A 15,493-nucleotide genomic window follows, 5' to 3' on the forward strand; every position below is an offset into this window, starting at 1 on the left:
TGGACGCATGCGCCGTTACCCTGCCCTGCTGATCAACACCGCCGACATCGAACTGTGGCCGGGCGGCCTGCTGCGCGCGCGCAGCAACGCCGACGCGCGTGCGCTGGCCAAGGCACGCTGGGTGCTGCGGCGCAAACGCGACGGGCAGTACCTGGCGGCCGCGACCGTGCACGGCCTGCTGCCGCTGGTGCCGCACCTGATGCGCGAACCGGGCATCGAGGAGGCGCTGGATGCGCTCGACCAGGCCCTGCATGGCACCCAGCGCGGCCATGCCGCCGACGCCGTGCTGCCGCTCAGCGGGCTGGAGCAGCGCCTGCAGGCGCTGGGCATCGATGCCGGGCGCTATGAGGACGATACCGGGCTGGCCCTTGAAGCCGAACCAGCGCGCCTGGCCCTGGCCGGCGTTGATCGTTACCGGCGACCGCTGTGGCTGCAGCAGGGCGCTGCATTCTGCTGGCAGCGCCTGCAGCAGCACGCCGCCCGCGACGGGGTGGTGCTGGAGGCGATCTCCGGCTACCGCAGCCACGACTACCAGCTGGGCATCTTCGCGCGCAAACGGGCGCGTGGCATGGCAGTGGCCGACATCCTGCAGGTCAACGCCGCGCCGGGCTACAGCGAACACCACAGCGGGCGGGCGCTGGATATCAGCTGCCCGGGCGAGCCGCCGGCCGAGGAGAGCTTCGAGGGCACAGCGGCGTTCGCCTGGCTGACGACGCATGCGGCAGCGCACGGGTTCCGGCTGAGTTACCCCCGCGACAATCCGCACGGCATCGTCTACGAACCCTGGCACTGGTACTGGTGCAGGCGAGGCGGTTCTGTCGGGTGATGACGCGTAGTGACACGCCACGCGTGTCACCGCCCCTGCATCGCCCGGATCACCCCTGCGAGCGATTGGTCGCCGCGATCGGCGTCTCGCTGAAATCGGCGATCCGCCACAGGTACAGGCTGGCGTAGGTCCGGTACGGGCCCCACTTCTCGCCGCGTAGCGCCAGCTCTTTCGGGGTGGGCATCCGCTCGGTCTTGTCCACCCGCTGCGCGCCCTTGCGCACGCCCAGGTCGTCGATCGGCAGGATGTCGGGGCGGCCCAGGCGGAACATCAGCATCATCTCCACCGTCCAGCGACCGATGCCGCGGATCGGCACCAGCGCGTCGATGATGGCGTCGTGCGGCATCACCGACATCCGCCGCAGGTCGGGAATCTCACCGGCCGCTTCGCGCCGGGCCAGGTCGCGCAGGGCCAGCGCCTTGTTGCCGGACACCCCGCACACCCGCAGGCCGGGATCGTCGATGCGGGCCAGCGTGTCCGCGTGCAGGCGGGTGCTGCCGATGGCGGCTTCCACCCGGCCCACGATCGTCGAGGCGGCCTTGCCGCTGAGCTGCTGGAACAGGATCGCGCGGGCCAGCGCGTCGACCGGGTCGAATCCGCGCGCCCAGCCGGGTGGCGCTTCGATCAGTCCCAGCCGCTTCATCCACGCGCCCAGCCGGCGGTCGCGCCGCGCCAGCCAGTCGTGCGCCTGGTCAATGTCGAACCCGCGCCGGAAGCGGGGCATGTCAGCGCCTCAGCGCGTTGAAGCCGTAGACCGCCCAGCCCAGCATCAAGGCGGTGCCGCCCACCGGCGCCAACCCGGTGCTGAACTGCCACAACGCGCCGGCCACCAGGCTGCCGGAAAACAGCAGCGTGCCCAGCAGCAGCACGTACAGGGCCAGCTTGCCGACGCTGTTCTGCTGGGTTGGACCCAGCACCGCCAGCGCCACGCCATGCCCGAAGGCGAACAGCGCGGCGGTATTGACGTGCGATTGCGCCAGCGGCTCGGCGATGCCGTGCGAGGCATAGGCCGACAGGCCTACCGCGGTGGCGGCCAGCAGCCCACCCAGGCAGGCCAGCAGCGAAGGTCTACGCGCGCGTCGTTCCAGGTTGAGCATGCTGCATCCTCCAAAAAAAAACGCGCCGCAGGAAGCGGCGCGTTTTCTGTTCTGCGTTACATCCGTGGCAACCGTCGGATTACTTGACGGCCCAGTAGATGTCGTAGGTCGCTTCCGGGGTGAACGACTTCTCGACACCGGCGTTCCAGGACTCGTACGGGCGGTCGATCACTTCGTTGCCACCGGTCACGGCCCAGGCACGCAGGGCGTTGCGGGCGATGTCCAGGCCAGCCATGTGGCCGGTGTACTTCGCATGCGCGGAACGGTGCGGAGCGGCGTGCACGTACTTGACCGGGGCGCCACCGTCGATCTTCACCGTCAACGGTTCAGCCGACGCACCTTCGGTGCCCTTCTTCTTGACCGGCTGGGCCACGTCGAAGGCGTACTTTTCCTGGCCGAAGTCGGTGGTGATGATGCGGAACGGACCGGCGGCTTCGAGGTCGTTGGCCTCCATCACGCGCTTGATCCACTCCTGGTTGTCCTTGATCGACTTGGTGATGGTCGCTTCGCCACGGTCGACGTTACCGGCGGTGACCACCAGCAGGTCTTCGGCGGGGACGTCGATGATGGCCAGGTCGGTCAGCGGGGCTTCGGCGGTGCGGTAGTCGACGTTCGGCACGGTGGCCAGCATGTTGGCCATGCGCGACAGACCCAGCTTCAGGTCGTCACCGATGTGACGGCTGACGTACAGGCCGGCGTAACGACCGAACAGGTCGAAACCGTACTTGACGCTGTAGTCCTGGGTGATCTTGACGTTGCGGCCACCCTTGCCGGTCGGCTCGAGGGTGAAGCTGGTGGTCTTGTCGTGGCCCTTGCTGGCGTCCTCGATGGCGATGGCCACGCGCTTGTTCGGCTCGCTCTCGGTGATCACCCAGCTGCCCTGGCCCAGCGACGATTCCTTGGAGGAATAGTCCAGGCGGGCACCCACGCCGGCGGCGGGGCCGGAGTGCTTCAGTTCAACGGCGGGATCGCGCAGCAGGAGCGGGTTCCAGTCCTTGAAGCGGCGCAGGCTGTTGACCGTGTCGTACACGATCGTCATCTTGCGGTTGGTCTCAACGCTTTCGGTAATGTGACGCTCGCCCGGCAGCACAACGCCAATGATGACGAACAGGCCAGCCACGATCCCCAAGGCGATCAGGAACTCGATAATACGGGTCATTCAGGAGTCTCCGGGGCCGATCCCACGGCCGGGTTGATTGAAGCGAAGCGCCAATCCTAGCAGGCTTCGCGGGTGTTATGGATCAGGATTGGCGCACCGGTTTCCATACCGGCAGCGGTTTTCAGAAGGCAAGGAGCGGAAAGATAGCGCATCGTGTGGGCCAGCATGTGTCCGGCGACGATATTTATTTGCCGGTTTCGGCAATCCGGCCCCACACGACGGCCAAAGGCCTTGCGCCACAATGCTTTCAACTGCCGTTCATTTTCGATCGCTGTGCACGCTCAGACCAGCTGCAGCTCGAAGGCCTTCAACACCGCGCGGGTCCGGTCGCGCACGCCGAGCTTGGACAGGATGTTGGAGACGTGGTTCTTGATGGTGCCCTCGGCCACGCCCAGCGAATTGGCGATCTCCTTGTTGGAGAAGCCGCTGGCCATCAGGCGCAGGATCTCGGTTTCGCGGTCGGTGAGCGGGTCGGGCCGGTCCAGGCTCACGAACTCGTTGCGCATGTGCTCCAGGCCCGAGAGCAGGCGCTGGGTCACCGCCGGCTGCACCAGCGAGCCGCCCTCGGCCACGGTGCGGATGGCGCCGACCAGCTGCTCCAGCGTCACGTCCTTGAGCAGGTAACCCTTGGCCCCGGCCTTGAGCCCGGCCAGCACCAGCTGGTCGTCGTCGAAGGTGGTCAGGATGATGGTCGGCGGCAGCTGGTTGAGGCGCGACAGCATCTGCAGCGCTTCCAGCCCTGACATCACCGGCATGCGCATGTCCATCAGCACCACGTCCGGGCGCACACTGGGGATCAGCTCGACGGCCTGGCGCCCGTCGGCCGCCTCGGCCACCACTTCGATCCCGTCGTCCAGGGCCAGCAGCGAGCGGATCCCCTGCCGCACCAGGGTTTGGTCGTCGACCAGGCAGACGCGAATCATCAACGCACTCCTTCCAGGATGGCACCCAGCATCAGGACTGGCACGCCGGGGACCGAGGCGCGCAGGCGGAAGCCCTGACCCCGGCGGGTTTCAATCTGCAGTTCTCCGCCGCATTGTTGCAGGCGTTCGCGCATTCCGCGCAAGCCGTTGCCGATCACGATACCGTCGGCACCGACCCCGTCGTCGTGCGCCTGCACCACCACCTGGCCCGGTGGTTCGCGCCGCACCTGGATCCAGAGGTTGCGGGCACGGGCGTGGCGCACCGCGTTGGTGATGATTTCCTGGGTGCAGCGCAGCAGCACGTGCGCCTGTTCAGGGTCTTCCACGCTCAGCGGTTCCTCGATGTCCAGGTGGATATGCAGCGAGGGCACCTGCTCGGTCAGCGGCCGCAGCGCCGCGGCCAGGTCGATGGCACCGCTGTCGCGCAGCTGGCTGACCGCCTCGCGCACGTCGGTGAGCAGCAGCTTGGCCAGGGTGTGGGCCTGGTGGACGTGCTCCTGGGCCTGGCCCTCGGTGATGTGCCCGGCCACTTCCAGGTTCAGGCTCAGCGCGGTGAGGTGGTGGCCCAGCAGGTCGTGCAGTTCCCGCGAGATGCGGGTGCGCTCGTTGACCCGGGCACTTTCGGCCAGCAGTACGCGGGTGGCGCGCAGTTCGGTATTGAGCCGGCGCTGCTCCTCGCGGGCGTCGGTCTGCTGCCGGGCGACCAGGCTGGTCACGAAGATGAACATGGAGAAGCCGCCGTACAGCAGCGACTGCATGACCGCCTCGAACAACGAGAACGGCAGGAACAGGTAGTAGACCGGGGCCACCGCCAGCTGGCTGACCAGCAGCCAGATCACCCCGAACCGGGCCGGCAGCATCCACGGGATGACCCCGGCGGCGACCATCATCAGGATGCTGCCCAGCCCGGAGCCGCTGAGGAAGCTCACCCCCAGCGCGGAGATGGTCAGCAGGACCAGGATGGCGCGGTCGTACCAGGCCGAGTGGCCGCCGCCGTCGCGCAGGCCACGGGTCAGCCACAGGTAGCCGCCGCCGAAGGCCAGGTACGCCACGAACAGCAGTACGGTCGGCAGGTCGAGCCCGCCCCCGCGCCGGACCAGCGCCTCGTACTGGGAATAGACCAACGGCAAGCCCAGCATGACCCAGGTAAACAGGCCGGCCAGTCGCAGTACTCGGGTTTGGCTGAGGTATCCCAACATGCCCGCATCTTAGGCTGAACCTGTGCCGCTGCACCCGGGCATAAGTCATGCCTGGCCTGTGCCCTGCCCGCCCACCCATGTAATAATCGACCGCAGGGCCCTTCAAGGGGCCAACCGCGTTACCCCACGGAGTCACAATGTCGATTGTCATCCGCGACGTGCGCGAGCACGAGCTCGATTCCGTCCTGGCCCTGAACAACAACGCCGGCCTGGCCATCCTTCCGCTGGATGCCGCGCGCCTGCGCCTGTTCTTCGATACCGCTGAGTATTTCCGCGTCGCCGAGCGCGACGGCAACCTGGCCGGCTTCCTGATCGGCTTTGGCAGCGACAGCCAGCACGACAGCAGCAACTTCGCCTGGTTCCAGCAGCACCTGACCCGCAAATTCTTCTACATCGACCGCATCGTGGTGGCCAGCCGCCGCCGTGGGGGCGGTGTGGGCCGGGCGTTCTACGCCGACGCCCAGAGCTACGCTGAACTGCGTTACCCGCAGCTGACCTGCGAAGTGTTCCTGGACCACGGTGCCGATGCGGCGCTGCTGTTCCATGGCAGCTTCGGCTTCCGCGAGGTCGGGCAGAACAACATGCCGCACGTGGACGTGCGTGCCAGCATGCTGCTCAAGGACCTGTGCAGTTATCAATGGGTGCACGACACCTACGGCGACGCGCTGCCGGACGTGCCCTGGGTGGGCCACCGTCGCGAGCTGCAGCGCGCGCCTCGACCGACGGGGACCTGAAGTGGCGGCGAACATGGATTTTGAACAGGCCGGCGAGCTGAAGATCGGCCAGGTGGGTATCGCCAACCTGCGCATCCGTACCCTCGATGTGGAACGCCTCACCCGCGAGATGCACGACCGCGTGGCGCGCGCGCCGAAGCTGTTCGGCCGCGCCGCGGTGATCCTGGACTTTGGTGGCCTGAGCCAGATGCCCGACGTGGCCACGGCCCAGGCCCTGCTTGATGGCCTGCGCAGCGCCGGCGTGCTGCCGGTGGCGCTGGCCTACGGCAGCAGCGATACCGACCTGCTTTCGCAGCAGCTCGGGCTGCCGCTGCTGGCCAAGTTCCGCGCCCAGTACGAACGTGCCGAGGCCGATCCGGTGGTGGCGGCGGTCGCCCCCGCGCCCGCCGCGGCGCCTGAACCGGCCCGTCGGCCGCGCGCGGCCGCGCCGGTGGCCGCCGCGCCGGCCGCCAGCGGCGGTGCGCCGCAGCCCGGCCGCATGCAGACCAGCAACGTGCGCTCGGGCCAGCAGCTGTATGCCGAGAACTGCGACCTGACGGTCATGGCCACGGTGGGCGCCGGTGCCGAGGTGATCGCCGACGGCAGCATCCATATTTACGGTACGCTGCGGGGCCGTGCCCTGGCAGGTGCCCAGGGCAATACCGCGGCACGCATTTTCTGCCGTGAATTCCACGCTGAACTGGTCGCCATTGCCGGCCATTACAAGGTACTGGACGATGTGCCGGACACGCTGCGCGGCAAGGCCGTGCAGGTGTGGCTGGACAACGACCAGATCAAGATCGCTGCGCTGGACTGAAACCGGCGCACCAACAGAATCATCAGGAGAAGTCCTTTGGCTGAAATCATCGTAGTCACTTCCGGCAAGGGTGGCGTCGGCAAGACCACTTCCAGCGCAAGCCTGGCCTGCGGGCTGGCACGCAAGGGCAAGAAGGTGGCGGTGATCGACTTCGACGTCGGCCTGCGCAACCTCGACCTGATCATGGGCTGCGAGCGGCGCGTGGTGTACGACTTCGTCAACGTCGTACACGGCGAAGCCACGCTCAAGCAGGCGCTGATCAAGGACAAGCGCTTCGACAACCTGTACGTGCTGGCTGCCTCGCAGACCCGCGACAAGGATGCGCTGACCCAGGAAGGCGTGGGCAAGGTGCTCGCGGACCTGGCCGCGGACGGCTTCGACTACATCATCTGCGATTCGCCGGCGGGCATCGAGAAGGGCGCGTTCCTGGCGATGTACTTCGCCGACCGCGCCGTGGTGGTGGTGAACCCGGAAGTGTCGTCGGTCCGCGACTCGGACCGCATCATCGGCCTGCTGGATTCGAAGACGCACAAGGCCGAATCCGGCCAGAACGTTCCCGCGTTCCTGCTGCTGACCCGCTACAGCCCGGCGCGCGTGGCCACCGGTGAGATGCTCAGCATCACCGACGTGGAAGAAGTGCTCGGGCTGAAGGCGATCGGCGTGATTCCCGAGTCGGGCGACGTGCTGAATGCCTCCAACAAGGGCGAACCGGTGATCCTGGATGCCGAATCGGCCGCAGGCCAGGCCTACGACGATGCCGTGGCGCGCATCCTCGGCGAAGAGCGTCCGATGCGCTTCACTTCGGTGGAGAAGAAGAGCTTCCTCAGCAAGCTGTTCGGAGGATAAGCATGGGGCTGTTCGATTTCCTCAAGACCAAGAAGACCACCGCCGAAACGGCCAAGAACCGCCTGCAGATCATCATCGCGCAGGAGCGCAGCCACCGTGGCGGCCCGGATTACCTGCCGCTGCTGCAGCGCGAGCTGCTGGAGGTGATCAAGAAGTACGTCAACATCGACGCCGACGCGGTCAAGGTAGACCTGGTCAAGGACGGCGAGCACGACGTGCTGGACATTTCAGTGGCGCTGCCGGAAGGCCCGCAGCAACCCTGACCGCCCTGCCCCTTCCTTCGGGAAGGGGCGCACGACGCCCGCGCCATGACCGCCACCGCTGAAGCAGAACCGCAGGTCACCCGCGTGGGCGACATCGACTTCGACGCCGCCGCCGCGTTGCTGGCCAGGCATGCGCTGCGCCTGCACCGCGTGGCCGACGGCGCGCCGATTCCCGGCAGTTACTGGGGCGAGCCCGAGGCAGGCATCATCGCCAGCGATGTGTACGTGCGCGACGACACGCCGGTGCATTCGATGCTGCACGAAGCCTGCCACCTGATCGTGCTGCCGCCGGAACGTCGCGCGCTGGTGCATACCGACGCGACCGACTCGGTCCCCGAGGAAGACGCCACCTGTTACCTGCAGATCGTGCTGGCCGGGCAGTTGCCCGGCGTAGGCAGCGCACAGCTGATGGCCGACATGGATGCGTGGGGCTACACCTATCGCCTCGGCTCCACGCGCGCCTGGTTCGAGCAGGATGCCGAAGACGCCAAAGCCTGGTTGATCGAACGCGGGTTGCTCTTCACGTAGCGCCAGCGCGACCTGTCCGGGGGCGCGCAGAAACGAACAGCCAGCGCTTCACGCGATGACAATCAGCCCCCGGCCAACGCTCGCAGCGTGATGCCCACGATGTAGGCCAGGTACGTGCCCGTCGCATACCCCATGGTCCCGAGCAGCACGCCGACGGGAGCAAGGGACGGATGGAAGGCAGCCGCCACCACCGGCGCAGACGCCGGGCCGCCGATGTTGGATTGCGAGCCGATCGCGAAGTAGAAGAACGGCACCTTCAGCGCCTTCGCCAATGCCAGCAGCAGCAGGATGTGCACCGCGATCCAGATCAGGCCCAGTGCGAACAGCCAGGGGCGCTGCAGCAGGGCCAGCAGGTCCATCTGCATGCCGATGCAGGCGATCAGGAAATACAGCAGCAGCGAGCCCAGCTTCGACGCGCCTGCGCCTTCCAGGTTGCGCGCGCGGGTGAAGCTCAATGCCAGCCCGCACGTGGTGGATATCACCACCACCCACACGAACGGCGCGTCCAGGCTGAACTGCGGCGCCCAGGCCACATGGCCCTTGAACCATGCCGACACCGGCCCGGCGATGGCGTGCGACAGCCCCACCGTGCCGAATGCTACCGCCACGATCAGCATCAGGTCGGTCAGGCTGGCCACGCGTTCGTGCTCGGCCTGGAATTTTTCGATGCGCAGTTTGAGGTCGTCGATCGCGGAGGTATCGGCGCCGGTGCGCGCGTCGATCTTCGCCGCGCGGCCGGCCATGAAGATCAGCACCGCCATCCATACGTACCCTACGCCCACGTCCACTACCGCGAACTGGCCGAAGGTGGTGGCGTTGACGTCGAAGACCTCGCGCATGGCCAGCATGTTGGCGCCGCCGCCGATCCAGCTGCCGGCCAACGCGGCCATGCCCGACCAGGTGTCGCCGGCCACGGTTTCCGGATGCACCCACTTCATCAGCAGGAACGCCACCACCGCACCGAGCATGATGCTCAGCGACGCGCCCAGGTACATCACGATCAGTTTCGGCCCCAGCCGCAGGATGCCCTTGATGTCCACCGCCAGGGTCAGCAGTACCAGCGCGGCCGGCAGCAGGATGTCGCGCGCGACCGGGTTGTAGAGCCGGGTGTTCTGGCCGTCGATCAGGCCCACGGTGTTGTAGATGCCGGGGATCATGTAGCACAGCAGCAGGGCTGGCACGAAGGTATAGAAGCGCTTCCAGGGCCCCTGCTCACGCGACGCGGTCCAGAACACGGCCCCGAGCGTGGCGGCGATCAGGCCGAAGACTACGATGTCGTTCTGGATCAGGGCGGGTGCTTTCACGGGGCGATAGGACCGACGGTAGATGGCGACGGGGTAGAGCCGACTGTCAGTCGGCTGCCGGAACACGCGGAATGTCAGGAATGGGGGGTTTCATTGCAGCGCGGAGAGCAGCCGACTGACAGTCGGCGCTACCCGCCGCCCCGGAGGTCAGCCGCCCGCCAGGGCGGCTGCTCCACATCATTGGCCGATGTGCTGCTTCAGCCAGCCGTTGACGGTGTCGTGCCACTGCACGCTGTTCTGCGGCTTGAGCACCCAGTGGTTCTCGTCCGGGAAGTACAGGAACTTCGACTCGATGCCCTGCCGCTGCGCAGCGGTGAACGCGCCCAGGCCCTGCTCCACCGGAATGCGGAAATCGAGCTGGCCGTGGATGATCAGGATCGGCTTCTTCCAGTCCGCCACGTGGTTGACCGGGTTGAACTTCTCGTAGTTCTGCGGCTTGGCGAACGGCGTGCCGCCCTGCTCCCACTCGGTGAACCACAGCTCTTCGGTGGCGTAGCCCATCATGCGCTGGTCGAACACGCCGTCATGGTTGACCAGGCACTTCCACGGCGCGTTCCAGTTGCCGGCGATCCAGTTGACCATGAAACCGCCATAGCTGGCACCCAGCGCACAGGCCTTGTCGCCGTTGAGGAACGGGTACTGCTTCTGCGCCGCCGCCCAGCCCTTCTGCAGGTCTTCCAGCGGGCGGTCGCCCCAGTGCTGGCTGATCGCATCGGTGAAGGCCTGGCCGTAGCCGGTGGAACCGTGGAAATCGATCATCACCACTGCGTAGCCCTGGCCCGCGTACGTCTGCGGGTTCCAGCGGTAGCTCCAGCCGTTGCCGAAGCTGCCCTGCGGGCCGCCGTGGATCAGGAACGCCACCGGGTAGGTCTTGCCTTCCTGGTAGTTGTACGGCTTCACCACGTAACCGTGCACGGTTTCGTTGTTCCAGCCCTTGAACTGGAACTGCTCGTAATCGCCGAAGGCCACGTCGGGCAGCATCTGGCCGGCGCTGGGGGTGATCTCGCGCGGGCTGCTGCCGTCGGCCTGGGCCACCACGATCTGGTCGCCGCTCTTCAGGCTGTTCTTCGTGTAGGCCAGCGTGCTGCCGGCGATCACCGGCGAGCCGACGCTGCCGCCCTCGGCCACCACCGTGGGCTTGCCGGTGGCGATGTCGATGTTGAACAGGCGGTGTTCGCCCAGGTCATCGGCCGCGGTGTAGAAGCTCTTTTCATCCTGCGCCAGCACCACTTCGCCGGCCGAGCGATCCCAATCCGGCGCGATCTCGCGGGTCTTGCCGGAGGCCAGGTCCATTGCCATCACCCCGAAGCGGTCGGCTTCGAAACCCGGGCGCTTCATCGCGCGGTAGTACAGGGTGTTGCCGTCGGCGCTGAACACCGGGCCGGCGTCCCAGGCCGGGTTGGCCGCGGTCAGGTTGACCGGGGCCTGCTTGCCCTCGGCGTCCAGGCGGTACAGGTCGAAGTTGGTCGACCAGGCTTCCTCGCGGCCGGCTACGCGGATGCTGGCCACCACGGTCTTCCCATCCGGTGCCCAGGTGAAATCGTCATTGCCGCCGAACGGCTTGGACGGCGCATCGCCGGCCAGCGTGGCGCTGATCGCCGAGGCGCCCTTCACTGCAGCCGCCTTGGCCGCCGGCAGCGGGGCCACGAACAGGGTGTTGCGGCGGCCGTCGTTCCAGGTGTCCCAATGGCGCACGAACAGGCTGTCGAACACTTCGCCGGTGTTCTTGCGCGCCTTGTGCGCGTCCAGCTTCTTCGCGGTGCAGGCCAGGTCCGAACCGCAGTCCTGGAACACGCCGGCGCTGAAGGCCACGCGGTCGCCCTGCGGGGAAACATGGAAGCTGTCCACGTCCACCGCGAAGTCGGTCAGCTGGCGCGGGGTGCCGCCGGCCAGCGGCATCGCATACAGCTGCTGGCTGCCGCCCTTGGCGCTCAGGAAATACACGCTCTGGCCGTCGGCCGACAGCGCGGCCGAATTCACGTTCCATCCGGCCGGGGTGAGCGGCTTGGGCGGCGCGGCATCGCGGGTGCGCAGGTTGCGGATGAACAGGCCCGTGCTGGCCTTGCTGTCGGCGCCGACCACGCGCTTGGCGAACACCACGTTGCCGCCATCGGCGGTCAGCAGCGGGGCCGAAACCCGGTCCAGCGCGATCATGTCGCGCACATCCAGGCCACGCGTGGCGGCCAGCGACGGCAGCGCGGTCAGCAGGCACAACGGCAACAGGGCGTAACGAAGCTTCATCGGGGTCTCCGCGGAACGGCAAAACGCCGATGGTAATGTCGCCAATGGCCTGCGCGCTACGGCCACAGGTCATGCCTGTCCCCGCATTCCTGACTCGCAGCCCCGAAAAGAACGACAGGGGCCGTTGAAACAACAAACCCCGCCGTGGCGGGGTTTGTCGGGTTCACAGTGGACCGCAATCAGACCGTGCCGGCCTTCTTGCCGGTGCGGTAGATCAGCCAGCCCACCCCGAACAGCACGGCCAGGCCGATCCAGTCGGCACCGGGCAGCGCGAACGGAACCGCGATGACGTCGGCGCGGCCACTGAGCACGATCGGAATCGCAATGGCGATGCCCATCAGCGCCTCACCGGTGATCAGGCCCGCGGCAAACAGCACGCCCGGCTTGTGCACACGGTCGCGGCCTTCTTCGTCGTCGGCGCGGATCTTGTGGAAACGCTCGACCAGGTAGGAGATCAGGCCGCCGAGGAAGATCGGGACCATCAGCTCCAGCGGCAGGTAGATGCCGATGGCCGCAGCCAGCACCGGCACCCGGAACCGCGCGTTGCGCGACTTCAGCCAGCCGTCCAGGGCGATGATCAGCGCACCGATCACTGCGCCGATGCCGATGAAGGTCCACGGCAGCTGGCCGCCGAACAGGCCCTTGGCCACCGACGCCATCAGGTTGGCCTGCGGGGCCGCCAGCGCATTCGGATGGGCGGCCGTGGGGGCACCGATGCCGTACGCGGTAGCCAGCAGGTTCAGCACCGGCGCCATGATCAGCGCGCACGAGAACGCACCGATGCCCAGCATCAGCTGCTGCTTCCACGGCGTGGCACCCACGATGTAACCGGCCTTGAGGTCCTGCAGGTTGTCGCCGCCCACCGCAGCGGCGCAGCACACCACCGCGCCGATCATGATCGCCGCCACTGCACCCAGCGGGGCACCGCCCACCCCGACCGGGGTCAGGCCGCTCTTGCCCAGCAGCAGCACCAGCACCGCCGAGGCGAACAGGATGGTGGAGATGGTGATGCCCGAGACCGGGTTGTTGGACGAGCCGATCAGACCGGCCAGGTAGGCCGAAACCGAAACGAACAGGAAGCCGGCGACGATCATGATGATGGTCATCGGGATCGAGACGTGCCACTGGCCGACGATGGCCTGGTACAGCGCCAGCAGCGGCAGGGTGAACACGACCAGCGCCACCAGCATCCACTTCATCGGCAGGTCGCGTTCGGTGTGCGCCAGCGCCGGGCCACCGCTCTTGCGCGCGGCGGCGAAGCCACTCTTCACGCCGTTCAGCAGCGACTTGCGCAGCGAGATCAGGGTCCACACGCCGCCGATCAGCATCGCGCCCACGCCCAGGTAGCGGATCTTGGCGCTCCAGATGGCGAAGGCGGCGTCGGTCGAGTTGGCGGTGGCGATGGCTGCGGCCAGCGCCGGGTCGCTGTTGACGAAGAAGGCCTGGTACAACGGAATGGCGATGTGCCAGGACAGGATGGAGCCGGACACCACCACGATGCCGACGTTCAACCCGACGATGTAACCCACGCCCAGCAGCGCCGGCGACAGGTTGGTGCCGATGAACGCGGTGACCTTGGAGCTGCCGATGTACGCCGACTGCGCCCAGGCATCGGGAATCAGGCGCATGCCGCTGGCCGCAGCCACCTTGACCGCGGCACCGATCACCGCCGACACCGCCAGGATCTTCAGGCCCGGGCCCGGGTTTTCACCGGCCTTGAGCACTTCGGCCGCCGCCTTGCCTTCCGGGAAGGGAAGCGGGTCTTCGACGATCATCGAACGCCGCAGCGGCACCGAGAACAGCACGCCCAGCAGGCCACCCAGGCCGGCGATGCCCAGCACCCACCAGTACTTGAAGTCCGGCCAGTAGCCCATGATGACCAGCGCCGGGATCGTGAAGATCACGCCGGCGGCGATCGAGGAACCGGCCGAGGCGCCGGTCTGCACGATGTTGTTTTCCAGGATGGTGCCGCCGCCGAGCAGGCGCAGCACCCCCATTGAAATCACCGCGGCCGGAATCGCCGTGGCGATGGTCAGGCCTGCGAACAGACCCAGGTAGGCGTTGGCCGCCGACAGGATCACCGCCAGCACGATGGCAAGCACCACCGCGCGGAAAGTGAGCTGTTTGGGCGCAGCGTCGTTGTTCATGGAAGCCCCTGCTGTAAAAATCCCGTCAAACCTAGCCTTCATGCGGAGGCAAGGCAAGCCGTGCCGCAGGCACGGCGTATCGCCGAAAGGCGATACCGGGGCGCCAAACGCGCCCCGCGTAGCCCCGGCCGTTGGCCGGACCAGGCAAGGCATCGCCCAACCACCCAACCCAGCAAACCCGGATCCCGCACCGGCACACCCACTTTGTAATGTTATATCCTGTCACGCCACCCCTCCCCGCGGTGCCCGTGGCCCCCACCCTCCCTCGCCTGACCTCCATCGACCAGCTGCGTGGCACCGTGATGGTGCTGATGCTGCTGGACCACGTGCGCGAAACCTTCTACCTGCACCAGCAGGTGCCCGACCCGATGGCGGTCGACCAGGTCGAACCGGCCCTGTTCGCCAGCCGCCTGCTTGCCCACCTGTGCGCCCCGGTATTCGTGCTCCTCACCGGCCTGTCGGCCTGGCTGTACGGCAGTACCCAGCCCGACCCGCGCCGGGCGGCCTCGGCGTTCCTGCTCAAGCGCGGCCTGTTCCTGATCGCGCTCGAGCTGACCGTGGTGAGCGTCGCCTGGACCCTGGCGTTCCCCCCCAGCGTGCTCTACCTGCAGGTGATCTGGGCCATCGGCATCAGCATGGTCGCCCTGGCCGGGCTGCTGTGGCTGCCGCGCGGCGCGTTGGCCGCCCTGGCGCTGGCGGTGATCGCCGGCCACAACCTGCTGGATGGCCTGCACGTCGACGGCAACGGCCCCCTTGCCGTGCTCTGGAAGATCCTGCACCAGCGCGACTGGATCGTGGTGACCGACGCCTTCCGCCTGCGCAGCTCGTACCCGGTCCTGCCGTGGATTGCAGTCATCGCCCTGGGCTACACGTTGGGCCCCTGGTTTGCCCGCAACGGCGACCCGGCGCTGCGCCGGCGCCGGCTGCTGTGGGCGGGTGGCGGCGCGGTGCTGGCCTTCGTGCTGCTGCGTGCGCTCAATGTGTACGGCGATGCGCCGTGGCAGGCGTCCAGCAGCAGCCTCCAGACCGCGATGAGCCTCCTCAACGTCACCAAGTACCCGCCCTCGCTGCTGTTCCTGCTGCTTACCCTGGGCATCGGCCTGCTCCTGCTGCGCCTGTACGAGCATCCGCGCGTGGCCCGCGCACTGGCCCCGCTGGCCACCATCGGCGCCGCCCCGATGTTCTTCTATCTGCTGCACCTGTATGTGCTGAAGGCGCTGTATGTCGCCGCCGAAGCGCGCTGGGGCCACACCCATGGCGCGTACTTCGGCGTGGACTCCGTGTGGCAGCTGTGGTTGATCACCGCCGCGCTGGCTTTGGCGCTGTATTGGCCTACGCGCGCGTTCGCGCGCCTGAAGGCACGCCGCAAAGACCTGGCCTGGTTGCGGTACCTGTAGGGCCATTCGTTCCGACATCGCCGCCTTGGGGGC

The 15,493-nt window shown here is 67.4% G+C and carries 16 protein-coding genes; 7 read left to right on the plus strand and 9 right to left on the minus strand.

Annotated features, from left to right (window positions below; genetic code table 11):
* The first annotated feature begins 7 nt into the window (after positions 1–7).
* Positions 8–826, plus strand: coding sequence for a M15 family metallopeptidase (locus ACIGII_RS14030; protein WP_399638980.1), 819 nt, complete (start codon positions 8–10; stop codon positions 824–826).
* Positions 827–875: 49 nt separating this feature from the next.
* On the opposite strand, the gene ACIGII_RS14035 is transcribed toward ACIGII_RS14030, so the two are convergent.
* From ACIGII_RS14035 to ACIGII_RS14060, 6 genes are all read right to left on the minus strand, one after another.
* The gene (locus ACIGII_RS14035) at positions 876–1,550 is read right to left on the minus strand and encodes a DNA-3-methyladenine glycosylase family protein (protein ID WP_399638981.1); all 675 of its coding nucleotides are present in this window, start codon (positions 1,548–1,550) and stop codon (positions 876–878) included.
* Position 1,551: 1 nt separating this feature from the next.
* Positions 1,552–1,923 carry a DUF423 domain-containing protein gene (locus tag ACIGII_RS14040; RefSeq protein WP_399638983.1) on the minus strand — a complete coding sequence of 124 codons (372 nt, stop codon included), beginning with the start codon at positions 1,921–1,923 and terminating at the stop codon, positions 1,552–1,554.
* 79 nt (positions 1,924–2,002) lie between these two features.
* The gene (locus ACIGII_RS14045) at positions 2,003–3,082 is read right to left on the minus strand and encodes an SRPBCC family protein (RefSeq protein WP_399638984.1); all 1,080 of its coding nucleotides are present in this window, start codon (positions 3,080–3,082) and stop codon (positions 2,003–2,005) included.
* A 56-nt stretch (positions 3,083–3,138) separates the two neighbouring features.
* Positions 3,139–3,333, minus strand: coding sequence for a hypothetical protein (locus tag ACIGII_RS14050; RefSeq protein WP_399638985.1), 195 nt, complete (start codon positions 3,331–3,333; stop codon positions 3,139–3,141).
* Positions 3,334–3,363: 30 nt separating this feature from the next.
* Positions 3,364–4,005, minus strand: a complete 642-nt coding sequence (locus tag ACIGII_RS14055) for a response regulator (RefSeq protein ID WP_399638986.1) — start codon at positions 4,003–4,005, stop codon at positions 3,364–3,366.
* The gene (locus tag ACIGII_RS14060) at positions 4,005–5,204 is read right to left on the minus strand and encodes a sensor histidine kinase (protein ID WP_399638988.1); all 1,200 of its coding nucleotides are present in this window, start codon (positions 5,202–5,204) and stop codon (positions 4,005–4,007) included. Before ACIGII_RS14060 ends, ACIGII_RS14055 begins: the two co-directional genes overlap by 1 nt.
* Before the next feature lie 137 nt (positions 5,205–5,341).
* Between ACIGII_RS14060 and ACIGII_RS14065 the strand changes: the two genes are divergently transcribed.
* The 5 genes from ACIGII_RS14065 to ACIGII_RS14085 are packed head-to-tail and all read left to right on the plus strand — an operon-like array spanning position 5,342 to position 8,371.
* A complete protein-coding gene (locus ACIGII_RS14065) occupies positions 5,342–5,938 on the plus strand; it encodes a GNAT family N-acetyltransferase (protein WP_399638990.1) in 597 nt (198 codons plus the stop codon).
* A 13-nt stretch (positions 5,939–5,951) separates the two neighbouring features.
* Entirely contained in the window at positions 5,952–6,734 is a 783-nt protein-coding gene (minC, locus tag ACIGII_RS14070; protein ID WP_399638992.1) for a septum site-determining protein MinC, read from the plus strand.
* Between the two features lie 36 nt (positions 6,735–6,770).
* On the plus strand, positions 6,771–7,580 hold the full coding sequence (gene minD, locus ACIGII_RS14075) for a septum site-determining protein MinD (RefSeq protein WP_399638994.1): 810 nt from the start codon (positions 6,771–6,773) through the stop codon (positions 7,578–7,580).
* Positions 7,581–7,582: 2 nt separating this feature from the next.
* Positions 7,583–7,843 (plus strand): cell division topological specificity factor MinE, encoded by a 261-nt coding sequence (minE, locus tag ACIGII_RS14080; protein WP_068850125.1) that lies wholly within the window; start codon positions 7,583–7,585, stop codon positions 7,841–7,843.
* A gap of 45 nt (positions 7,844–7,888) precedes the next feature.
* Positions 7,889–8,371: a hypothetical protein gene (locus ACIGII_RS14085; protein ID WP_399638995.1), complete on the plus strand. Its 483-nt coding sequence runs from the start codon at positions 7,889–7,891 to the stop codon at positions 8,369–8,371.
* Positions 8,372–8,433: 62 nt separating this feature from the next.
* Here the strand turns inward: ACIGII_RS14085 and ACIGII_RS14090 are convergent, their stop codons facing one another.
* The 3 genes from ACIGII_RS14090 to ACIGII_RS14100 all read right to left on the minus strand — a co-directional run bounded on the left by ACIGII_RS14090 (position 8,434) and on the right by ACIGII_RS14100 (position 14,063).
* Entirely contained in the window at positions 8,434–9,675 is a 1,242-nt protein-coding gene (locus tag ACIGII_RS14090; protein ID WP_399638997.1) for a DUF819 domain-containing protein, read from the minus strand.
* A 177-nt stretch (positions 9,676–9,852) separates the two neighbouring features.
* Positions 9,853–11,916, minus strand: a complete 2,064-nt coding sequence (locus ACIGII_RS14095) for a prolyl oligopeptidase family serine peptidase (RefSeq protein WP_399638999.1) — start codon at positions 11,914–11,916, stop codon at positions 9,853–9,855.
* A 179-nt stretch (positions 11,917–12,095) separates the two neighbouring features.
* Positions 12,096–14,063, minus strand: a complete 1,968-nt coding sequence (locus ACIGII_RS14100) for an OPT family oligopeptide transporter (RefSeq protein WP_399639001.1) — start codon at positions 14,061–14,063, stop codon at positions 12,096–12,098.
* 209 nt (positions 14,064–14,272) lie between these two features.
* Between ACIGII_RS14100 and ACIGII_RS14105 the strand changes: the two genes are divergently transcribed.
* Positions 14,273–15,460 carry a DUF1624 domain-containing protein gene (locus tag ACIGII_RS14105; RefSeq protein ID WP_399639002.1) on the plus strand — a complete coding sequence of 396 codons (1,188 nt, stop codon included), beginning with the start codon at positions 14,273–14,275 and terminating at the stop codon, positions 15,458–15,460.
* Positions 15,461–15,493: the final 33 nt, after the last annotated feature.

Origin of the sequence: Stenotrophomonas sp. NPDC077420, assembly GCF_044543385.1 — a bacterium.
Lineage (GTDB): Bacteria > Pseudomonadota > Gammaproteobacteria > Xanthomonadales > Xanthomonadaceae > Stenotrophomonas.